Source organism: Nitrosovibrio sp. Nv17 (assembly GCF_900119085.1).
Taxonomy (GTDB): domain Bacteria; phylum Pseudomonadota; class Gammaproteobacteria; order Burkholderiales; family Nitrosomonadaceae; genus Nitrosospira.
Map to the genome: position 1 here is coordinate 24,842 of NZ_FPIQ01000018.1, position 18,678 is coordinate 43,519.

Sequence of the window (18,678 nt, forward strand, 5' to 3'; positions counted from 1 at the left end):
GGATCGAAGATTAACGCAAGTCGTCCATCGTATACAATTCCATTCTGAAATCCTCCCGATACTTCGATGGCAACTCGGCCATCGCCGTGGCGGCCTGCTCCCGGTCGGGATAGATTCCGTACGAGACCCTGAATCCCGCCTGGCCATCGCGAATCACCGGATGGATGTACAGACCGGCCAGATTGACGAGACGCTCGGCACGCCCCAGAAATCGCTCCATCCGATCCGGGAGCACACTCTCGGTCACGAATAGCTGGATCGTGAAGTGGCGTCTGTCCGCCGCCGCGAGGACCTGCTCGGTTTCTCGAATGCGCTGCGCCAGTAGCGGGTAGTCCGCCAGCCTGATTCCGCCGAAATGCGAGGGTACCGTCGTACCAGCCTGCCCGGTAGCCGCCGTGGAATCGTCCTTTGCGGACATGGTCTCCCTGACGGGAGCATCTTGGGTCACGGCAACCGGTGGCGGAATCTCGTTGGATGGAGCTTCGGCGGACGGAACGGGCGAAACGTTCAGCTCGGCTGGCGGCTGCGCCGCAGGAGGGGCGCTGGGCGTGACCAAGGCGACAACCGGCGACGAACCGTCCGGAAGAGGGCTCGAGAGTTCGCCGTCGAGGTGAGAAGGATCGGTGACGGCAACGGCCGTCGAAGTGATCGCGGTCGATGCCGGCTGCAGCATCTGCCATCCCGTCACAACCAGTATCGCGATCGCAAGCGCGGCACCCGCTCCGATCAGGCGGGTGTCCGGCGACGGCGGGTGCCGGATGCCGCAGTCGCCCATGATCGCTCGGACGTGGCGGGTCTTCACTGTGTCCGCACCTTCGGAACGCGCCGCCTCCAGGGATTTGTCGGCCAACAGGCCGATCCGGCCGATCACGCCCCCCGAGATCGTGGCGATCAGGCTGACTGCCTTGGGGGCGAACATCCCCGGGCCGGGATGGCCGGCGGCACGCATGCGCCATCCGAGATATGCACCCACGGCCCTGTCGTCCAGCATCGGCAGATCCAAGCGATGCGCAATGCGATCCCGCAGCGGTCGCATGGACGGATTCGCAAGCAGATGGTCCAGTTCGAGACGCCCTGCCAGGATGATCCGCAGCGGATTGCAACGGACAGTTGCGGGAGCATCGAGACGTCGTATCGCCTCCAGCGCCTCCGGGGACAGGGCATGCGCTCCGTCCACCAGCCACACCACCCGCCCCCCGTGGGCGTACTTTTCGATCAGGGCATGCTGCAGACCGTCGATCACCGTATCGGAGAATTCTTCATCCGACACGCCTGCGGCGTCAGGCAACCCGATGTGCAGCGTCTCGGCAAATGCCTGCAGCAGCCTGTTTTCCGGCAGATTCGCCACGTCCAGATAGACCGGCCTCATCCTGACGGGAAGCCGCTCGCTCAGCACCTTGCACAATACCGTTTTGCCGCTGCCCGCTCCACCCGTTAACTGGATCATTCCCTCGGCACCCTCGCCTTGAACCAGCATGTAGATCAGCGCATCCAGGGTCGCGCCCCGGCCACCTCCCTCGAAGAAAGGGGTGGCGTCAACCCCGGAGGCACGCAGTTGTTCATATAATCCAAAATGACCGAGAGTCATCATTCCAGGCTCGAAGATTGGCAATTGGCTGAAAGCAAAGATACCACTATATACACTCGGAGCTTCTCAGACCCCGATTGTGCCCCAAAACGTTTCTCCCGAACGCTATTTACCTTGTCTTGAACCCCGGTGCTGGAGTATAGTGCGAGTTTGCCATCCACATCCAAGCGGAAGAGGGCGCCAGCTTCATCGTCGCCGCCGAAGGCGCAACCCCCCGGAATCGCTCAGGTACAGATCGGGTCGTCCCGATCCTTGAGAACCGCTTGTGACAGGCAATCTGGAGAGTGCCGGCACCATTCGACGGATACCGGCCACCGAAGGGGCATGCGGGAGGATCACCCCGTAATCTCTCAGGTAAAAAGGACAGAGGGGTGAGGTCATGCAGATGGCCTCACCCTTTTTTGTGTTTTTCGAGGCATGCAATTGAAAACTACCATTCTCAATCCGATCCACCGCGAGATGAAGGCCAAGATGGTCGACTTCGGCGGCTGGGACATGCCTCTCCACTACGGCTCCCAGCTCGACGAGCACCACAGGGTGCGCAACGACGCCGGCATGTTCGACGTATCCCACATGCTGACGGTGGAACTCAAGGGAGAATCCGCCCGGCCGTTCCTGCGCAGGCTGGTCGCCAACAACGTGGACAAGCTGGTGCAGCCCGGCAAGGCATTGTATACATGCATGCTCAATCCCCAGGGCGGCGTGATCGACGACCTGATCATCTATTTCCTGACGGAATCCCATTTCCGCATGGTGGTGAACGCGGGCACCGCGGACAAGGACCTGGCATGGATGCAGGCGCGGCGGGACGAGATCGACCCGAAACTGGAGATCGTCTCCCGGCGGGATCTGGCGATGATCGCGGTGCAGGGACCTCACGCCCGTGCCAAGGTCTGGCAAGTCATCCCGGGGGCCCGGGGCGAGACCGAGAATCTCAAGCCGTTCCAGGCAGCCATATGGGGTGAGTACTTCATCGCCCGCACCGGCTATACGGGCGAGGACGGCTTCGAGATCACCCTGCCGTCGCAACATGCCGTGGATTTCTGGCGCGCGCTCCATACTGCGGGCGTGACCCCGGCCGGCCTCGGCGCACGCGACACGCTCCGGCTCGAGGCGGGCATGAACCTCTACGGGCAGGATATGGACGAAAGCACCAGCCCACTGGAATCCGGCCTGGGCTGGACGGTCGACCTCAAGAGCGACCGCGACTTCATCGGCAAGGCGGCATTGCTGGAACATCCCGTAACGCGACAACTGATCGGCCTGGTGCTGACCGAACGCGGCATACTGCGCAGTCACCAGAAAGTGGTCACGTCCCATGGCGAGGGAGAGATCACCAGCGGCGGATTCTCGCCGACGCTCATCCAGTCCATTGCCCTGGCGCGCCTGCCGCTGGAAGCGTCCGCCGGAGACGAGGTACAGGTGGTAGTGCGTGACAAGGCGCTGCAGGCCAAAACGGTAAAATATCCCTTTGTGCGAAATGGCAAGAGCCTGATCTGATCAGGATGACATCCCTCAATCTCGGAGCAAGAACATGAGCATTCCAGACAACCTGAAATATACCAAGTCCCACGAATGGATCAGACTCGAAGATGACGGCACCGTCACCATCGGGATCACCCAGCACGCCCAGGAACTGCTGGGCGATATGGTATTCGTGGAAACGCCCGAAGTGGGGCGCCAGCTCAGGCAGGGGGAAGAGTGCGCCGTCGTGGAGTCGGTCAAGGCTGCAGCCGACGCCTATGCGCCGATCAGCGGCGAGGTCGTCGCCACCAACCCCGACCTCGAGTCCGCCCCGGAATCGATCAACCAGGACGCCTATGCTGCGTGGCTGTTCAAGCTGAAACCAGCGAACGCCGCCGACCTGGACGGCCTGCTCGACGCCGCAGGCTATCAGAAGCTGCTGGAAAGCGAAGAGGATGCATAGCCTCCGGACATCCCGCGGAGACCTTCTCTCGCGCTTCTCCCCTCCTCACATACCCTGATCCGCGGAACAGACCATGCCGTTCATTCCCCATACCGACGACGACATCCAGGCGATGCTGGCGAGCATCGGCGCACGCGCCATCGACGACCTGTTCGACGAAATCCCCTCCGAACTGAAGAGTACGGGCCTCAAGGGCGTACCCGACGGCCTGGGCGAGATGGAAATTTCCCGGCTGATGCTGGAGCGGGCCGAGACCGACGGCCGCTACCTCAGCTTCATCGGCGCGGGCGCCTACGAGCACCATATTCCGGCCGCGGTGTGGCAGATCACCACCCGCGGCGAATTCTACTCCTCCTACACGCCCTATCAGGCGGAGGCCAGCCAGGGCACGCTGCAACTGCTCTACGAATACCAGACCATGATGGCGTCCCTGACCGGGATGGACGTCTCCAACGCCAGCATGTACGACGGTGCCTCCGCGCTGGCGGAAGCGGCGCTGATGGCAGTGCGCTCCCACAAATCCTCGCGCCGCATCCTGATCCCCGCGACCGTGCACCCGGTCTACCGCAACGTAGTGCGCACGATCGTCCGCAACCAGGGCATAGAGGTGGTCGAGGCCCCCTACTGCCGCGAATCCGGCCAGACCCTGCCGGAATCCCTCGATGCTTTCGGTGGCGAGGAGTTCGCGGCGCTGGTCATTCCCCAGCCGAATTTCTTTGGCATCCTCGAACCCGTCGACGCGCTCACCGACTGGGCGCACCGGCACAACATGCTGGCGATCGGCGTGGTCAATCCCACCACGCTGGCATTGCTCACCCCCCCCGGGAACTGGGGGGAGAAAGGCGCCGACATCGCGGTGGGAGAGGGCCAGCCGCTGGGCATCCCGCTCTCCAGCGGGGGACCATACTTCGGCTTCATGTCCTGTAAGCAGGCGCTGGTACGCCAGATGCCCGGCCGCATCATCGGCCGCACCACCGATCTGGATGGCAGGCCCGGCTTCGTCCTGACCTTGCAGGCTCGCGAGCAGCACATCCGGCGCTCGAAAGCGACCTCCAATATCTGTACCAACCAGGGTCTGATGGTCACCGCTGCCACCATCTACATGGCGCTGACGGGGCCCGAGGGACTGCGCCGGATCGCCGCGCAGTCGCACGCAAATACCCTTGCCCTGCTGGAAAAACTGGAAGCACTGGAGGGTGTGAAACGATTGTTCAGCGGGCCGGTGTTCCACGAAGCGGCGCTGTCGCTGTCGCGTCCCGCCGGAGAGGTACTGCGCACCCTGGAGCGGGAGGGAATACTGGGCGGGCTGAGCCTGGAGGAAAGCCATCCCGAACTGGGCAGCGCCATCCTGGTCTGCGCCACCGAAACCAAGACGCCGGCGGATCTGGAGCGCTTCGCGCAGCGCCTGGGTCTGGCGCTCGGCGCGGCGTAGGGGAGAACGGCATGGTCACGCTGGCAGGCACTCCCGTGACGATTTCGGGCATATTCCCCGAGACCGGCCAGAAGGCGCCCATCTTCTCGCTGGTGAACCGGGACCTGAAGGACGTCACCTTGGGCGACTTCGCCGGCAAGAAGAAAGTGCTCAACATCGTTCCCAGCGTGGACACGCCCGTGTGCGCGCTGTCCACCCGCAAGTTCAACGAAAGGGCAGGCAGCATCGACAATACGGTGGTCCTGATCGTTTCCGCCGACCTGCCGTTCGCGATGGCGCGTTTCTGCGACATCGAGGGACTGGACAAGGTGGTGGTATTGTCCACCCTCCGTGGCGCCGGATTCAAGGAAGACTACGGGGTCGCCATCACGGACGGCCCACTCGCGGGCCTCACCACCCGTGCCGTGCTGGTGCTGGACGAGAACGATATCGTCATCCACGCGCAGCGCGTGCCGGAGATACGGGACGAACCCGACTACGATGCCGCACTGGCGGTGCTGAAGCGAGCCTGATCGGCAACAGACCTTTTTTTCACTGATTCCCAAGCCCGGACCACGCCCATGCTGATATTCGAACACGCCCGCCCAGGCCGGCGCAACTATTCGCAGTCTCCCGCAGCCGCAGCGACAACGGTCGGCATTCCCGAAGATCTGCTGCGCACCGTACCGCCCCTGCTTCCCGAAGTCTCTGAAATGGATGCGGTACGCCACTACACACGGCTGTCGCAGCAGAATTTCTCGATCGACACCCAGTTCTATCCCTTGGGCTCCTGCACCATGAAGTACAACCCCAGGGCGTGCAACTCCCTGGCGATGCTGCCGCAATTCCTTGCGCGGCACCCCCGGGCACCGGAAAGCACCGGCCAGGGATTCCTTGCCTGCATGTACGAACTGCAGGAGATACTCAAGGACGTCACCGGCATGTCCGGGGTGAGCCTCACCTCCATGGCCGGCGCGCAGGGAGAGCTCATCGGCATCGCCATGATCCGCGCCTACCATGAATCCCGCGGCGATACCGCGCGCACCGAGATCATCGTGCCCGATGCCGCCCACGGCACCAATCCCGCGACAGCGGTGATGTGCGGCTACAAGGTCGTGGAGATCCCGACGGACCGGGAAGGAAACGTGGACATGCAGGCGCTGGAGGCGGCAGTAGGGCCGCGTACCGCCGGCCTGATGCTGACCAATCCCTCCACGCTCGGCGTGTTCGAAAAGAATGTGGCGGAAATGAGCAGGCTCGTGCACCAGGTGGGCGGCCTGCTGTACTACGACGGCGCCAATCTGAACGCGATCCTGGGCAAGGTCAAGCCCGGCGACATGGGCTTCGACGTCATCCACATCAACCTGCACAAGACGTTCTCGACCCCTCACGGCGGCGGCGGGCCCGGCGCCGCCCCGGTAGGCGTCGCCGAGCGCCTGCTGCCGTTCCTGCCGGTGCCGGTGGTGGCCCTGGAGAACGGCACCTACCGCTGGCTCACGGAAAAGGATCGTCCCCAGACCATCGGCAGGCTGTCGGCGCACATGGGGAATGCAGGCGTGCTGCTGCGCGCGTACGTCTATGTCCGCCTGCTCGGCGCGGAAGGCATGCATCGCGTGGCCGACTTCGCCGCGCTCAATGCCAACTACCTCATGGCGGAATTGAGCCGCGCGGGCTTCGAGATCGCCTACCCCACCCGCCGCGCCAGCCATGAATTCATCGTCACGCTGAAGAACCTGAAGGAAGAAACCGGGGTCACCGCCATGAACCTGGCCAAGCGGCTGCTGGACAAGGGCTACCATGCCCCGACCACCTACTTTCCCCTGCTGGTGCCGGAGTGCCTGCTGATCGAACCCGCCGAGACCGAGTCCAAGGAAACGCTCGACGCCTTCGTCTCGGCCATGAAGGAAATCCTGGAAGAAGCCCGCACCCAGCCGGATCTCGTGAAAGGTGCGCCGCACAGCACCCCGGTGCGCAAGCTGGACGACGTCAAGGCAGCCCGGGAACTGGATCTGGCCTGGAAGCAGGCCTGATGCACACGCTCATCTGCGGATCCATGGCCTACGACACCATCATGGTGTTCAACGACCATTTCAGGAACCACATACTGCCCGACAAGATCCATATCCTGAACGTCGCCTTCCTGGTTCCCGACATGCGCCGGGAATTCGGAGGCTGTGCCGGAAACATCGCCTACACCCTGCGCATGCTCGGCGGCAAGCCGCTCGTCATGGCCACCGTGGGCGATGACCACCTGCCCTATACGCACCGGCTGGATCGCCTCGGGCTGGTGCAAACCCATGTACGCCGGGTCGAGGGCACATTCACCGCGCAGGCGTTCATCACCACCGATCTGGGGGACAACCAGATCACCGCATTCCATCCAGGCGCAATGAACTTCTCCCACGCCAATCACGTCGGTGACGCCCAGGATGTCGGGCTGGGCATCGTCGCTCCCGACGGGCGCGAGGGCATGGTGCAGCACGCCCGCGAATTTCATGAGGCCGGCATCCCGTTCATTTTCGACCCGGGACAGGGGCTGCCGATGTTCAACGGCGAGGAACTGCTGGACTTCATCGGCAAGGCCGACTACGTCGCCGTCAACGACTACGAGGGCCAGATGCTCTGCGAACGTACCGGACTCGCGCCAGAGGCGCTGGCCAGGCGAGTCAAGGCCCTCATCGTGACCCGGGGAGGAGAAGGGTCGGTCATCCATGCCGGCGGCCGGCAGATCGGGATCCCCAGCGTCCAGCCGGAACAGGTCGTCGACCCCACCGGCTGCGGCGACGCCTACCGCGCAGGACTCCTGTACGGGCTGGCCAGCGGGATGGACTGGGAGACGACCGGACGGCTCGCATCGCTCATGGGTGCGTTGAAGATCGCCCGGCGTGGCGGCCAGAACCATGACCTCGACCAGGAAGCGATCGGCCAGCACTACTTCGAGGCTTTCGGCAGTCGCATTCTGTAGCGGCCGCACCCCGACCCCCGACCGGACGGGAGAATGGGTGCGATAATGGCGGAATGGAACCCGCCGCCACCCCTCGCCTAACCTGGGCCGTCCGTACCCTCCGGCTGCTTCTGCACATCCTGTCCGGCCTGATCCAGTCCGCGATCTATCCACACCTCGGCCAATCCACACAGCAGCGCATGGCGCAGAGGTGGTGCGCGACGCTGCTGCGAATCCTGAACGTCCGGCTGCGCTGCACCGGAATCCCTCCCGGCACCCGGCGGGTGATGCTGGTGGCCAACCACGTTTCCTGGCTGGACATCCATGCCTTGAATGCGGCATGCCCCGCCCGTTTCGTAGCCAAGGCGGAAATCCGCAGCTGGCCGCTGTTCGGCTGGCTGAGCCGGAACGTGGGCACGCTGTTCATCGAGCGGACGAAGCGCAGCGATACGGCCCGCATCAACGCGGACATCGCCCATGCCCTGATCCAGGGCGACCGCGTCGCGATATTTCCGGAAGGCACCACCAGCGATGGCACCCTGCTGCGGCACTTCCATGCATCCCTGCTGCAGCCAGCGGTCGCGGTTGCAGCGACCCTGCACCCCGTGGCGATACGCTACACCGATACAGGAGGGACACCCGGCAGATCGGCGGCGTTCTCCGAAATCTCGCTGCTGGAATCGCTGCGGCGGGTACTGCGCCAGCCATGGATAGACGCCGAACTGACATTTATCAGCCCCGTTTGCAGCCAGGGCAGAAACCGGCGCGAACTGGCACGCGTGGTGGAACTCGCTATCGCCGAAGCCCTGTCCCTGCCGCTGCCGCACACGGCACCTGGAAAATCCTCCGATCCTCCAGCCGCACCGCCGTGAGGCTGCCACCCCACAGGCATCCCGTATCCAGCGCGATCAGATCGGCGGCGACACGCAGGCCCAGGGCGGACCAGTGGCCGAACACGACGGTGGCCCCCCGGCTGACACGCCCCGGCACCTCGAACCATGGCAGGTACCCGTCCGGAATATCCTCCAGAGTACCCTTGTGAGCGAATTCCATGCGCCCGTCCGGCGTGCACACGCGCATGCGCGTCATGGCGTTGATGATCACCCGCAACCGCGCGTAACCCGTCAGGCGCTCGTCCCAGCGATCAGGCGCATCCCCGTACATATGGGCACACAGGGCGTGGAAACCGTCGCCACGCAGCACGGCCTCGACCGATCGAGCATGTGCGGCAGCCTGCGACACGCTCCAGGATGGCAGCAGGCCTGCGTGCACCAGGACATGATCGTTCTCCACATGCAGCAACGGCTGATGCCGCAGCCAGTGGAGCAGTTCGTCCCTGTCGGGCGCGGCGAGAACCTCTTGCAAGGTGTCGTTCCGATGCAGACGGGCGCACCCTTCCGCAACCATCAGCAGGTGCAGGTCATGATTGCCCAGCACCATGATGACTGCATCGCCCAGGTCCCGGACGAAGCGCAGCACCGACAGTGAGTCCGGACCCCTGTTGACGATGTCTCCCACCAGCCACAGCCTGTCCCGGGCATCGTCGAAGCGCACCAGATCGAGCAGCCGCCTGAACTCGCGGTAGCATCCCTGCACGTCGCCGATCGCGAAAATGGCCATCGTTCAAAGAAGCATTTCGCAGGCCCGAATCAGCGGCCGGGACGCAAAGAGGCGGCGATGCGGGACCAGGGCTCATACTCCCCTGAAATCTACTTCACCTGCTCCACCATGTAGTCCACGACCGCCTTCACGTCGTCGTCCGACAGCGCGGCATTCCCTCCCTTGGGAGGCATCGCGTTCTTGCCGTTGAGTGCACTCTTGTACAAGGTGTCGATGCCGCTGCCGAGGCGTCCGGCCCATGCCCCCTTGTCATCCAGCTTGGGTGCCCCTGCGGCGCCGCTCGCGTGGCACGCGGCGCAACTCGCCGTGTAGATGGATTTGGCGTCGCCGGGACCGCCCGCTTCCTGCACCGTACCTGCATCGGCCTGCGCCTGGCGGCTCGCTGCCTGGAACTCCGCTTCCAATTGCGGCAGGTCTTCGGCCAGCACCAGCGTACCCACCGGGCGCAGGCGCTTTGCAATTTCCTCGGGAGACAATCCCTCATCACTTCGGCTCGTCAATATATCACCGGTGGCAAATTGCGCCAGCATCAGAATGATGACTATCGGAAACCCAAAGGCCGCCAGGAGCACTGTGAGCAGTTGCCCTGGTGTCTGGATGGCGGAAGAATGCTCTTCGTCTTCGGACTCGCTCACATGACCCCCGGAAAAAAATTGATATTGTATCGGGTCGCGCGCTTTCAGGCAAAAATGCGCACTGCCCATGTTGGACGCCGAATAGAAAAAAGACTATCCTATTGCACCCCGTTGCTCGCCCGGCGGGGATCAGCCCAAGGCACCAGGCGCCCATAGCTCAGCTGGATAGAGTACCGCCCTCCGAAGGCGGGGGTCACACGTTCGAATCGTGTTGGGCGCGCCATTGCAGAACGGGATTGCGAACGCCACCCTGGCATTGAGGTGGTGGTGACAAGGTGCAGTTCGGCATCGCCGATCACGCCCGCGCGCGCTGTCGCCCCTCACCGGTTGCGGGATGTTCGACACCTTTGCCGTGATCCCCAAGGATCAGCCCTGCTGTTTCACTGGCCGTACCTCGATCTCGACGGGCAAACACGGTCGGGCCCGAAGCTGCTGCTGGACCGCGTGACCTATTTTGGTCGAGCCGAGTCGTGGTGCCGGGCGGAGGCTCACACCTGCAGGTTCGGAGAAGCCGAGGTGAAGGGACGGCCAGGACCACCCCCGGAAAAGACCCATTGGCAGTACGTCTGCATCGGGGGAGAACGCCCCGTCAGGCCCGCTGGATCAGATCGATAAGACCTTGAATGATAAAGCTGGATTCTGGTTGATCCCTCTTCTGGAAGAAAAACAAGAAAGACTGTCGATATAAATCGATCCCAGCACTGCTTTCCACACCTCAAATGGTACAGAATCCGCTGGATTCAAAAGCCCTTCAGGAAGCAGTAACATCATCGCAGCGACGGAACAAGCCAGTGCAATCCCGGATTTTCATGCAGGGTATGATCTTGCGTCTTTCTTGCCCCGTCGGTCAATAAGCTGGAGTATAATAAGACGGTCTGGACCTTGGCGGCGTAATGTCCTCATTTCACACCACGCCGAGTCCACGACCCGATAAGGCTCTGGTGGCTGGAAACAGGCTATCCGCCCGAGCTATTAGGAAGAAGCACCCCATACATGGCTCATGCCGGCCGGATTCTGATCTTCAAGACCAGAGACGGTGGCGCACCCAGCGGCCAATATCGACAAGCAGCCGCACGGTGGAGAAGGTGGGCCATGATGGCGAATCGAAGGCCGCGAATAAGAGTATGCTTGGATTTGGGAGACATCAAGGAGAATAAGAAGGCTGCATCGAGCCATGCAAGGCCGCTGACATCGAGCGCACCAGAAAGCTCGTGAACGCCCTTAAGCTCATTTTGCAGCAGCATTCGATGGGTCGGATACCCGCAGTTCAGCCCTGACCCTCTCCACGAGATCGCTACCCCGCCCCTGTAATGCGGCGGAAGTATCGCGATGGTCGTACCAACTACCTGGCCCACGCGGTCTATCTGGCTCGACATATCACGGAAACGCGCGCGCACTGCACCGCGTTCGACAACGGGCGAGGAAGACGATGCCTTCGGCGTGCAAGCCGAGCCAGGCACGCTTGTGATCGGCCATGACCGGTGCCGTTCAGGATTTCCATCGCCACATTGTCCGAACATGTGCGAGCCCTCCAAGAACACCAATTCATATGCATATGACAGGAGAGAGACCCGATGCCACTGAATGCTGATCAACTCAAGGAACTGGTAGCCGGAGACGCGGTCGCCATCCGCGGCACGGCGACACTGGAACCCGCAGGCGGCCCTGGTGACAAGATCTTTCCCCCGACCCACGCGGTGGACGAGAAGAACAAGAAGCCCGGGGCGAAGTACGCCTTCGAGAACCGCCGCATCGACGGGCAGGACACGACGTGCGTGCTCATCGACTCCGTGCAGAGTCAGGCGAATCGGATGGAGGAGGCGCTTCAGGCGTTGTGGGCCGACAGGCGGATCGTGCTTCCCGTCGTGAGCGTCGACTTCTCGTCGGTCGCGCCCGAAGTGGGACGCGTCACATCGCTCACGGCGCCTCACCGCATTGCCGACGCACTCCTGCGCGACAGCCTGTTCAATGATCAGCTCTTTCGGCTTTCGGAGATCGGCAAGTCGTTCACCGACGCAAGCCCCAGAAACGCGACCGCCTTGTTCAAGATCTGCCCGACGGGGCTGGTCTTTGGCTTGTGGGACAGTACGGGGCCCAGGGGCGGCCTCGGCGCCAAGTTCCAGCGTGCGCTGGTCTCCGAAATCATCGGTATCAACGCCGTCCCTGGAAACAGGACCGAGAGTCGCATCGATCCCGCTCAGCTCGTGAACGCGGCGGCTGTTCTCTATCGCAAGACAAACGAGGCTCCGCTCACCTGGACGTTCAACGAGGCCGAGGCGGAGCGCGGGAAGGTGGGAAACGAGGACAACGTACGGCTGAAATGGGGCGCCAGGAGGGAGGGTGACAAGTGGAAGCAGGGCGAGGGCAAACTGACGACTGCGAATCACAGCAACGTCCCGCCAACGATCGATTCCTCGGGAGGCGGCGTGACGATCGACGAAGCGAGGCACACCGTGGTGCTCTCCCTGGCCTCGCTGCAACGTCTGGGGTTCACCACTGGAGCGGAGGAAGCCCGCACGGTACTGGCTGCGCTCGGGTTGCTCGCCGTACTCGCCGCGGAAAGCCGCGGACACGATCTGCGCTCCCGCTGCCTGCTGATACCGCGAAAAGGCTTCGCGCTGAAGCTCGAGGCGGTCGCCCGAAATGGCAGTACGACACCCGTGGATCTGGACCTCGCGGGAGCGATCGCGCTCTACAACGAGGCAATCGGCAAACTTCCAGACGGCATCAAGTTCGACAGGCCTGCGGGCGAAGCCCTCGCGGAACTGCGGCCTTCGCCGAAGCTCGCCGACCTCTTGAGGAAGAGCCGCGAGCTCGTGGCAACGGGCGCCGATGTCGGAGACGGATGATGCTCGCGATCGAGGTGGAACTCCTGACGGGGCGCTACGCGGCGACCGCGTACAACGACCGCGGACGCGCCGAGTGGCCGCCACATCCCGCGCGCTTTTTCTCGGCGCTGGTCGCCGCGCTCCACGACCACGACGAGGTTGACCCGGTCGAGCGAGCGGCGCTCCTGTGGCTCGAGCGGCAGAGCGCACCGTTGCTGTGGGCCGATCCCGAGTCGAAGGTCGGGAGGCGACAGGTGCAGGACGTGTATGTGCCCGTCAATGACGTCACGCTCGGATTGGACACCGAGATCCGCCGTGCCGAGAATGCCTTTCAGCAGGCCGATGGGGGCAGCAGGCGGAAGATAGCCGAGATGAAGCTGGCCATCGCAAGGAGTGCACCGAACATCGTGGAGGCGGCCCCCTCCGACAAGGCGCTCAAGACGGCGATTGCGCTTCTCCCCGAGCGGCGTACGCGCCAGGTGCGGACGTTCCCGGTGGTCATCCCTGAGACGCCGACCTTTGCGTTCCTCTGGGAAGCGGCGGATGCAACAGAGCATCGGGAGGCGCTCCAACGACTCTGCCTGCGTGTAACCAAACTCGGCCACTCCTCCTCGCTGGTGCGTTGCAATGTCGTTGACCATGACATCTCCCCGACGCTGGTTCCCAGCGATGAAGGCGATACTATCCTGCGCGTGATCGGAGCCGGCCAACTTGAGCGGCTCGATCGTGCCTTCACTCACCATTGCGGCGTTGAGAGCCGCGTATTGCCAGCACGTCCGCAGCGCTATCGCTCCATCTCCAAGGTCACCACCCCGGCTCCGCAGGCCGAGAGCGTCTTTTCCGCCGACTGGATCGTCTTTGAACACGTCGGCGGATCGCGCCTGCTCTCTTCTCGCTCCATCGATCTCGCGCAGGCATTGCGCGCCGCGTTGCTGGAGCAGCACGGCGACAAGGGCCTGTCGGCGGCATTCTCGTGCGACTCAGGGAGCACCCCGGCCGAACAGGCACAGGTCGCGTTCGTCCCGCTGCCGTTCGTCGGACACGAGCATGCCGACGGAACCATCATGGGCTGCGCGCTGGTGCTGCCTCGTCAGCTTCCGAGGAGCAAGTGCGAAACGCTGCTGCGCCTCGTCGCGAGGTGGGAGAAGGAACGCTCCAACAAGCGCGGCAACCTGACACTTGCTGGTGAATCGCTTCCCCTCTTCACCGTCCGCCGTGTGGACGTGTCGGCGAAGAGGTCGCTCTCGCCCGAACTATGGTGCCGCGCGTCCACGCGATTCATCACCGCAACGCCGATCGCCCTCGACAGGAATCCCGGCAACCTCCGCAGCAACCAGAATGGCACGGCACACAAGGCCGCTGTGAAAGCTCAGCACAGCATCAGCGATGCGTGCCTGCGCGTCGCCGGCATCCGACCGGCCTCGGTCGAGGTGTCGCTCGCACCGCTGCTCCCCGGGGCGCAGCATGCGCGTGACTTCCTCCCATGGCCCGGTCGCCCGGCGCGCATGCGCATCCATGCCGACATCCGCTTCGAAGAACGCGTGCGCGGCCCGCTCCTGCTCGGTGCCGGGCGCTACTTTGGGCTTGGACTCTGCCTGCCGGCGGAGGACCGATGACGCTCTCCACTTCCCGCTTCGGTGCATTCCACGCGGCCGTTCACGGCGGAAGGCAGCCCTTTGCATGGCAGCAACGTCTGCTCGAGCAGATCGTCCGAGACAGACGTTGGCCGCGTGTGCTCGACCTCCCGACCGGCTCGGGAAAGACGACGTGCATCGACATTGCCCTCTTCGCGCTCGCGCTCGACGCGGAGCAGCAGATGGAGAAGCGCTGGTGTCCACGTCGCATTGCGATGGTGGTGGACCGCCGTATGGTGGTCAACCAGGTTGCCGAGCGCGGGCATGTCCTTCTTCGAACCCTGTTGACGAGCACGGATACGGCCGTCGTCGAAACGGCGAAGCGGCTCCGCTCCCTGACTCGTGAGGGCGAGGAACCCCTCGGCGTGTTTACGTTGCGCGGCGGGATGCCCAAGGACGACGGCTGGGCGCGCACGCCCGATCAGCCGCTCATCATCGCCTCGACCGTCGATCAAGTCGGATCGCGGATGCTCATGCAGGGCTACGGCGTGAGCCAGGGTATGAAGCCGGTGAATGCAGGTCTCCTGGCCAATGACACGCTGCTCCTCCTCGACGAGGTACACCTCTCCGAACCATTCCGGCAGACCCTCGACCAGCTCGCCCGCCTTCGTGGGCGATTTTCTGGGAACGGTATGAAGACGCGGTTCTTCCATACATTCCTGTCCGCGACGCCGGGGGCGGGGACGGGGACGGGGACGGAGCCATCCTTCGCATTGCTCGACGAAGAGAAGAAACCCGATTCGCCGCTGGGACCGCGCCTCCATGCAAACAAACCCGTGCGCCTCGTCGAGGTTGAAGATCGGACCACACTGGAGAAGAAATGTACCGAACAGGCGATCGCCCTGCTCGAACGGCACAGGACGGTCGCAGTGGTGGTCAACCGCGTCGCGAGTGCAAGCATGATCGCACGGCAGCTCACGGAATCCCTTGGAAGCAAGGTGATCGTCACCCTGCTCATCGGTCGTATGCGCCCGCTGGACTGTGACGGCGTGCTGCGTGAGCTGCGGCCCGCCGTCCAGACAGGTCGAATGCGCAACGATGATCTTCCCAAGCGCATCATCGTGGGCACCCAGTGCATCGAGGCAGGCGCGGACTTCGACTTTGACGCCCTCATCACCGAGGCTGCAAGCCTCGACAGCCTGCGGCAGCGCTTTGGCCGTATCGATCGACTCGGCAGCTACGGGAAGGCCGAAGGCGTCATCATTTACGACAACTGCAGGAAATTGAAAGAAGATCTCAAGCAGCGAGGGGAGAAGCCTTCGCTGGCTGACGACGATCCAATTTATGGCAAAGCGCTCGGCGAGACCGTCAGATGGCTCAAGATGCAAGAGAAGGAGCGATCGAAGAGGTTGAAGGAGGAGCTGAAGAAACTCAGGGGAGAAGCCAAGCAGCAGGCCGAAGAGCAACTGGCCAGAAGAGTCCAGGTCGATTTCGGTGTCCTCGCGCTCGATGTGCCGGCCGGCAACGAGTTGGCGAAACTGCTCGTCCCCAAGTCAAATGCACCGACCTTGCTTCCGGCCTATCTCGACTTGTGGGCGCAGACCTCGCCCGCGCCGAGCCAGGTCCCTGATGTGAGCCTCTGGCTGCATGGCCCAAGCTCGGGCCCGGCCGATGTGCAGGTGATCTGGCGCGCCGATCTTTCGGAAAGTGTACTTCAGCGAAGAGACCTCGAGATGGCGATAGCCATCGTCACGGCAGTTCGCCCTTCGAGCCTCGAAGCGATGTCGTTGCCCTTCGCGACCGCGCAGGCCTGGCTCGCGGGACAGTTGGCGCGGGAGCTGGGGGATACGGAAGGAGCGACTCCGGCCGACATCGTGCACGTGGACGCGAAAGGGCGGCCCGCCCTCTGCTGGAAAGGTGATGAGAGCGAGATCGTCTTCGCTCGGCCAGGTACGGATTCCTCGCTGAGGCCGGGCGACACCATCGTCGTGCCGGCGTCCTACGGCGGCATCCGCAATGGCTGTTTCGAGGCGTCTTCGAACGAACCCGTCCGCGACCGTGCGGAACAGGCGGAGTTCTTCGCGCGCGGAAGGCCCGTGCTGCGTCTGCATCCCGCGATCGTCGAAGCACTTGGACTGAGGCTGCCCCTCGACGAGCCCGACGAAGCCCGCCTCGTTCTCGGTCACCTCGCTTCAGACGGGGACCGGCCGGAGTGGAAGCGCTTGTGGATGAAAAAGCTCAGCATTAATCGTGGGGCTCTGGTCGTGGCTGGAGAACCCGCATGGACCGTCCTCGAAGGCAGACACGTGCCGCTGGCCGAGCTCCGCAGCGTCGTTCGACCCGAAGAGACGCTTGAAGATGGGATCGAATTGACGACGGATGGTGACGACTCGTTTCATGCTGGTCGTGCTGTCTCACTGGCCGAGCACAGCGTGGACGTGGAGAGCTTCGCACGTGAGTACGCGATGCGTTGCGGGCTCGGATCGTGGCTCGCAGAGCACATCGCGTTCGCGGCATGGCTGCATGACATCGGGAAAGCCGATCGACGTTTTCAGCTCATGCTTCGAGGCGGGAGCGAAATCGAGTACTTCAAGGACGAGACACCGTGGGCCAAGTCGGCGATACCACCCGGCGCGCGCAAGGTACACCGGCTTGCACAGCAAAAGAGCGGCTATCCGCGCGGTGCCCGCCATGAGGTGCAGTCGCTCGCCATGCTGCAGGGGCAACGGGAGGTGCTGGCGGCGTGCTTGAAGAGGCATGATGCCGCCATGGAGCCGGACCTCGATCTCGTGCTCCATCTCATCGGAAGCCACCACGGCTACTGCCGTCCCTTCGCGCCCGTCGTCCTCGACGATGCTCCCGTCGACGTCGCGCTTTCGGCTCATACGAGCCCAACCTATGGCGAACTCGACTTCGCGGGCACGCCCTCGAGGCACGAGCTTCACCGGCTCGATTCACCACTGGCCGATCGCTTCTGGTCTCTTATCGCAAAGTATGGCTGGCAGGAACTATGCTGGCTGGAGGCAATTCTTCGCCTCGCCGATCATCGCGCCAGCGAGGAGAAACGGAATGCAAGTATTGACGCTTGAAGGCATCGATGGCCAACATCTTTGGGGATTTCTGACGGCGCTCGGTTCGTTGTCGCTGCTCGACGAGCATGCGCGCGCGGAGATGCTCGAAGCGCCCAAGCTGGCCTTCAAGGAAGACGGGACGGCCGTGGTTCACTCCCGGGTTGTCAAAGAGCAGCTCGCTGCAACACTGCTGGCCAGGCTACGGAGGCTCCAGCCCTATCTGGAACAGGACCTCGCCACCGTAAAGAAGCCCGGCGATTTCATGAGGGCGAGCTACGAGAGCATCGCGTACGCGAGCAGGCCGGACACGCTCGACTTTCTCGCCGGCCTGGCATGCGTCGTCGGCGATGAGGTATCCGAGTCCACGTTGTGCGCAGCAAATGGCGCGAGCCATCAGAACCTCGTCCAATCCATGCGCGACATTCTCAGGCTCGTCGAGGACGAGCATGTACGGCTTGCCTTGTTCGGAATTTGGCAGAAAGCCTACCGCGTGCCGGACGACAAGCGTCAGCAACTCCAACTCGGCACCCGGAAACCCACTCTTCGCCTCGATCCATCCGACGAGCGGCTCTATGCGCTCCGGCTCTCGAATCCGACTACGACGGACGACTTCCGCACCGAACTCGGCGCCCAGGCGCTTGCCATCCCGGCGTTTGGCCTGCTGCCGGTCGTACCCCACAAGCAGCCCGTCACTGTCGCTTCGACGCGGCATCGACAGCGGGTCACCTTCTCGTGGCCGCTTTGGAATGTCCCTGCGACGCTTCCCACTGCGCGCGCGCTTCTGTGGGGAGGAATAGGACGTCCCCAGGTCCAGCGGGAGCGGGGCGTCTTCGCGGCCTTCAGCGCTGATCGCGTATCCGGCACGAAAGGAAAACTGTCCTTCACACCTTCACAAGGCGTCTGGTAAGGCGGCATATATGGCGTACAGGTTGTGTCGCACTGGAGAGCAGGCGGCCGGGAGGCCCCGAGTCGGCTGCGGCAAGTGAAATGTGTGAAGAATGATTCAATCGAGGCGTTTCCCGGCGCCATGCTTCCACCACTACTGCTTCACGGGAGAACGCTCCGTTGATATTCATCGAC

General features: G+C 63.3%; 13 protein-coding genes, 1 tRNA gene, 1 pseudogene and 1 riboswitch. Of the genes and pseudogenes, 12 read left to right on the top strand and 3 right to left on the bottom strand.

The features are described from left to right. Positions 1 to 10: 10 nt before the first annotated feature. On the bottom strand, positions 11 to 1,591 hold the full coding sequence (locus tag BT108_RS10240; protein ID WP_083566374.1) for an AAA family ATPase: 1,581 nt from the start codon (positions 1,589 to 1,591) through the stop codon (positions 11 to 13). Positions 1,592 to 1,855: 264 nt separating this feature from the next. Then, positions 1,856 to 1,965: riboswitch (glycine riboswitch) on the top strand. A gap of 40 nt (positions 1,966 to 2,005) precedes the next feature. Between BT108_RS10240 and gcvT the strand changes: the two genes are divergently transcribed. The 7 genes and pseudogenes from gcvT (at position 2,006) to BT108_RS10275 (ending at position 8,742) form a co-directional block, all read left to right on the top strand. After that, positions 2,006 to 3,088, top strand: a complete 1,083-nt coding sequence (gene gcvT, locus BT108_RS10245; protein WP_072294433.1) for a glycine cleavage system aminomethyltransferase GcvT — start codon at positions 2,006 to 2,008, stop codon at positions 3,086 to 3,088. A 34-nt stretch (positions 3,089 to 3,122) separates the two neighbouring features. Continuing rightward, positions 3,123 to 3,515 (top strand): glycine cleavage system protein GcvH, encoded by a 393-nt coding sequence (gene gcvH / locus BT108_RS10250; protein ID WP_072294434.1) that lies wholly within the window; start codon positions 3,123 to 3,125, stop codon positions 3,513 to 3,515. Positions 3,516 to 3,588: 73 nt separating this feature from the next. Continuing rightward, positions 3,589 to 4,947, top strand: a complete 1,359-nt coding sequence (gene gcvPA, locus BT108_RS10255) for an aminomethyl-transferring glycine dehydrogenase subunit GcvPA (RefSeq protein WP_072294435.1) — start codon at positions 3,589 to 3,591, stop codon at positions 4,945 to 4,947. An 11-nt stretch (positions 4,948 to 4,958) separates the two neighbouring features. Beyond that, positions 4,959 to 5,459, top strand: a complete 501-nt coding sequence (gene tpx, locus BT108_RS10260) for a thiol peroxidase (RefSeq protein ID WP_072294436.1) — start codon at positions 4,959 to 4,961, stop codon at positions 5,457 to 5,459. Between the two features lie 42 nt (positions 5,460 to 5,501). Then, positions 5,502 to 6,956: pseudogene (gene gcvPB / locus BT108_RS10265) on the top strand (aminomethyl-transferring glycine dehydrogenase subunit GcvPB); the annotation flags it as partial. Further along, positions 6,956 to 7,891 carry a carbohydrate kinase family protein gene (locus BT108_RS10270; protein ID WP_072294438.1) on the top strand — a complete coding sequence of 312 codons (936 nt, stop codon included), beginning with the start codon at positions 6,956 to 6,958 and terminating at the stop codon, positions 7,889 to 7,891. The pseudogene gcvPB and the gene BT108_RS10270, both read left to right, overlap by 1 nt. A 53-nt stretch (positions 7,892 to 7,944) precedes the next feature. Continuing rightward, entirely contained in the window at positions 7,945 to 8,742 is a 798-nt protein-coding gene (locus BT108_RS10275) for a lysophospholipid acyltransferase family protein (RefSeq protein ID WP_072294439.1), read from the top strand. On the opposite strand, the gene BT108_RS10280 is transcribed toward BT108_RS10275, so the two are convergent. Both BT108_RS10280 and BT108_RS10285 read right to left on the bottom strand, forming a co-directional pair. After that, positions 8,663 to 9,490, bottom strand: a complete 828-nt coding sequence (locus tag BT108_RS10280) for a symmetrical bis(5'-nucleosyl)-tetraphosphatase (RefSeq protein WP_072294440.1) — start codon at positions 9,488 to 9,490, stop codon at positions 8,663 to 8,665. The two genes, BT108_RS10275 and BT108_RS10280, sit on opposite strands and share 80 nt — an antisense overlap. Positions 9,491 to 9,579: 89 nt before the next feature. Continuing rightward, positions 9,580 to 10,125, bottom strand: a complete 546-nt coding sequence (locus tag BT108_RS10285) for a c-type cytochrome (RefSeq protein ID WP_072294467.1) — start codon at positions 10,123 to 10,125, stop codon at positions 9,580 to 9,582. Between the two features lie 146 nt (positions 10,126 to 10,271). Between BT108_RS10285 and BT108_RS10290 the strand changes: the two genes are divergently transcribed. The 5 genes from BT108_RS10290 (at position 10,272) to BT108_RS10310 (ending at position 18,505) form a co-directional block, all read left to right on the top strand. Beyond that, positions 10,272 to 10,348 (top strand) — tRNA-Arg (locus tag BT108_RS10290). A gap of 1,351 nt (positions 10,349 to 11,699) precedes the next feature. After that, positions 11,700 to 12,974 (top strand): type I-G CRISPR-associated RAMP protein Csb1/Cas7g, encoded by a 1,275-nt coding sequence (gene cas7u, locus BT108_RS10295; RefSeq protein WP_072294441.1) that lies wholly within the window; start codon positions 11,700 to 11,702, stop codon positions 12,972 to 12,974. Then, positions 12,971 to 14,569, top strand: coding sequence for a type I-G CRISPR-associated protein Csb2 (gene csb2, locus BT108_RS10300; RefSeq protein ID WP_083566376.1), 1,599 nt, complete (start codon positions 12,971 to 12,973; stop codon positions 14,567 to 14,569). Before cas7u ends, csb2 begins: the two co-directional genes overlap by 4 nt. Continuing rightward, complete coding sequence (cas3u, locus tag BT108_RS10305) at positions 14,566 to 17,616, top strand: type I-G CRISPR-associated helicase/endonuclease Cas3g (RefSeq protein ID WP_072294443.1); 3,051 nt, start codon at positions 14,566 to 14,568, stop codon at positions 17,614 to 17,616. The genes csb2 and cas3u overlap by 4 nt, the downstream gene beginning before the upstream one ends. Then, a complete protein-coding gene (locus BT108_RS10310) occupies positions 17,597 to 18,505 on the top strand; it encodes a type I-G CRISPR-associated protein, Cas3-extension family (protein ID WP_143142469.1) in 909 nt (302 codons plus the stop codon). The genes cas3u and BT108_RS10310 overlap by 20 nt, the downstream gene beginning before the upstream one ends. Positions 18,506 to 18,678: the final 173 nt, after the last annotated feature.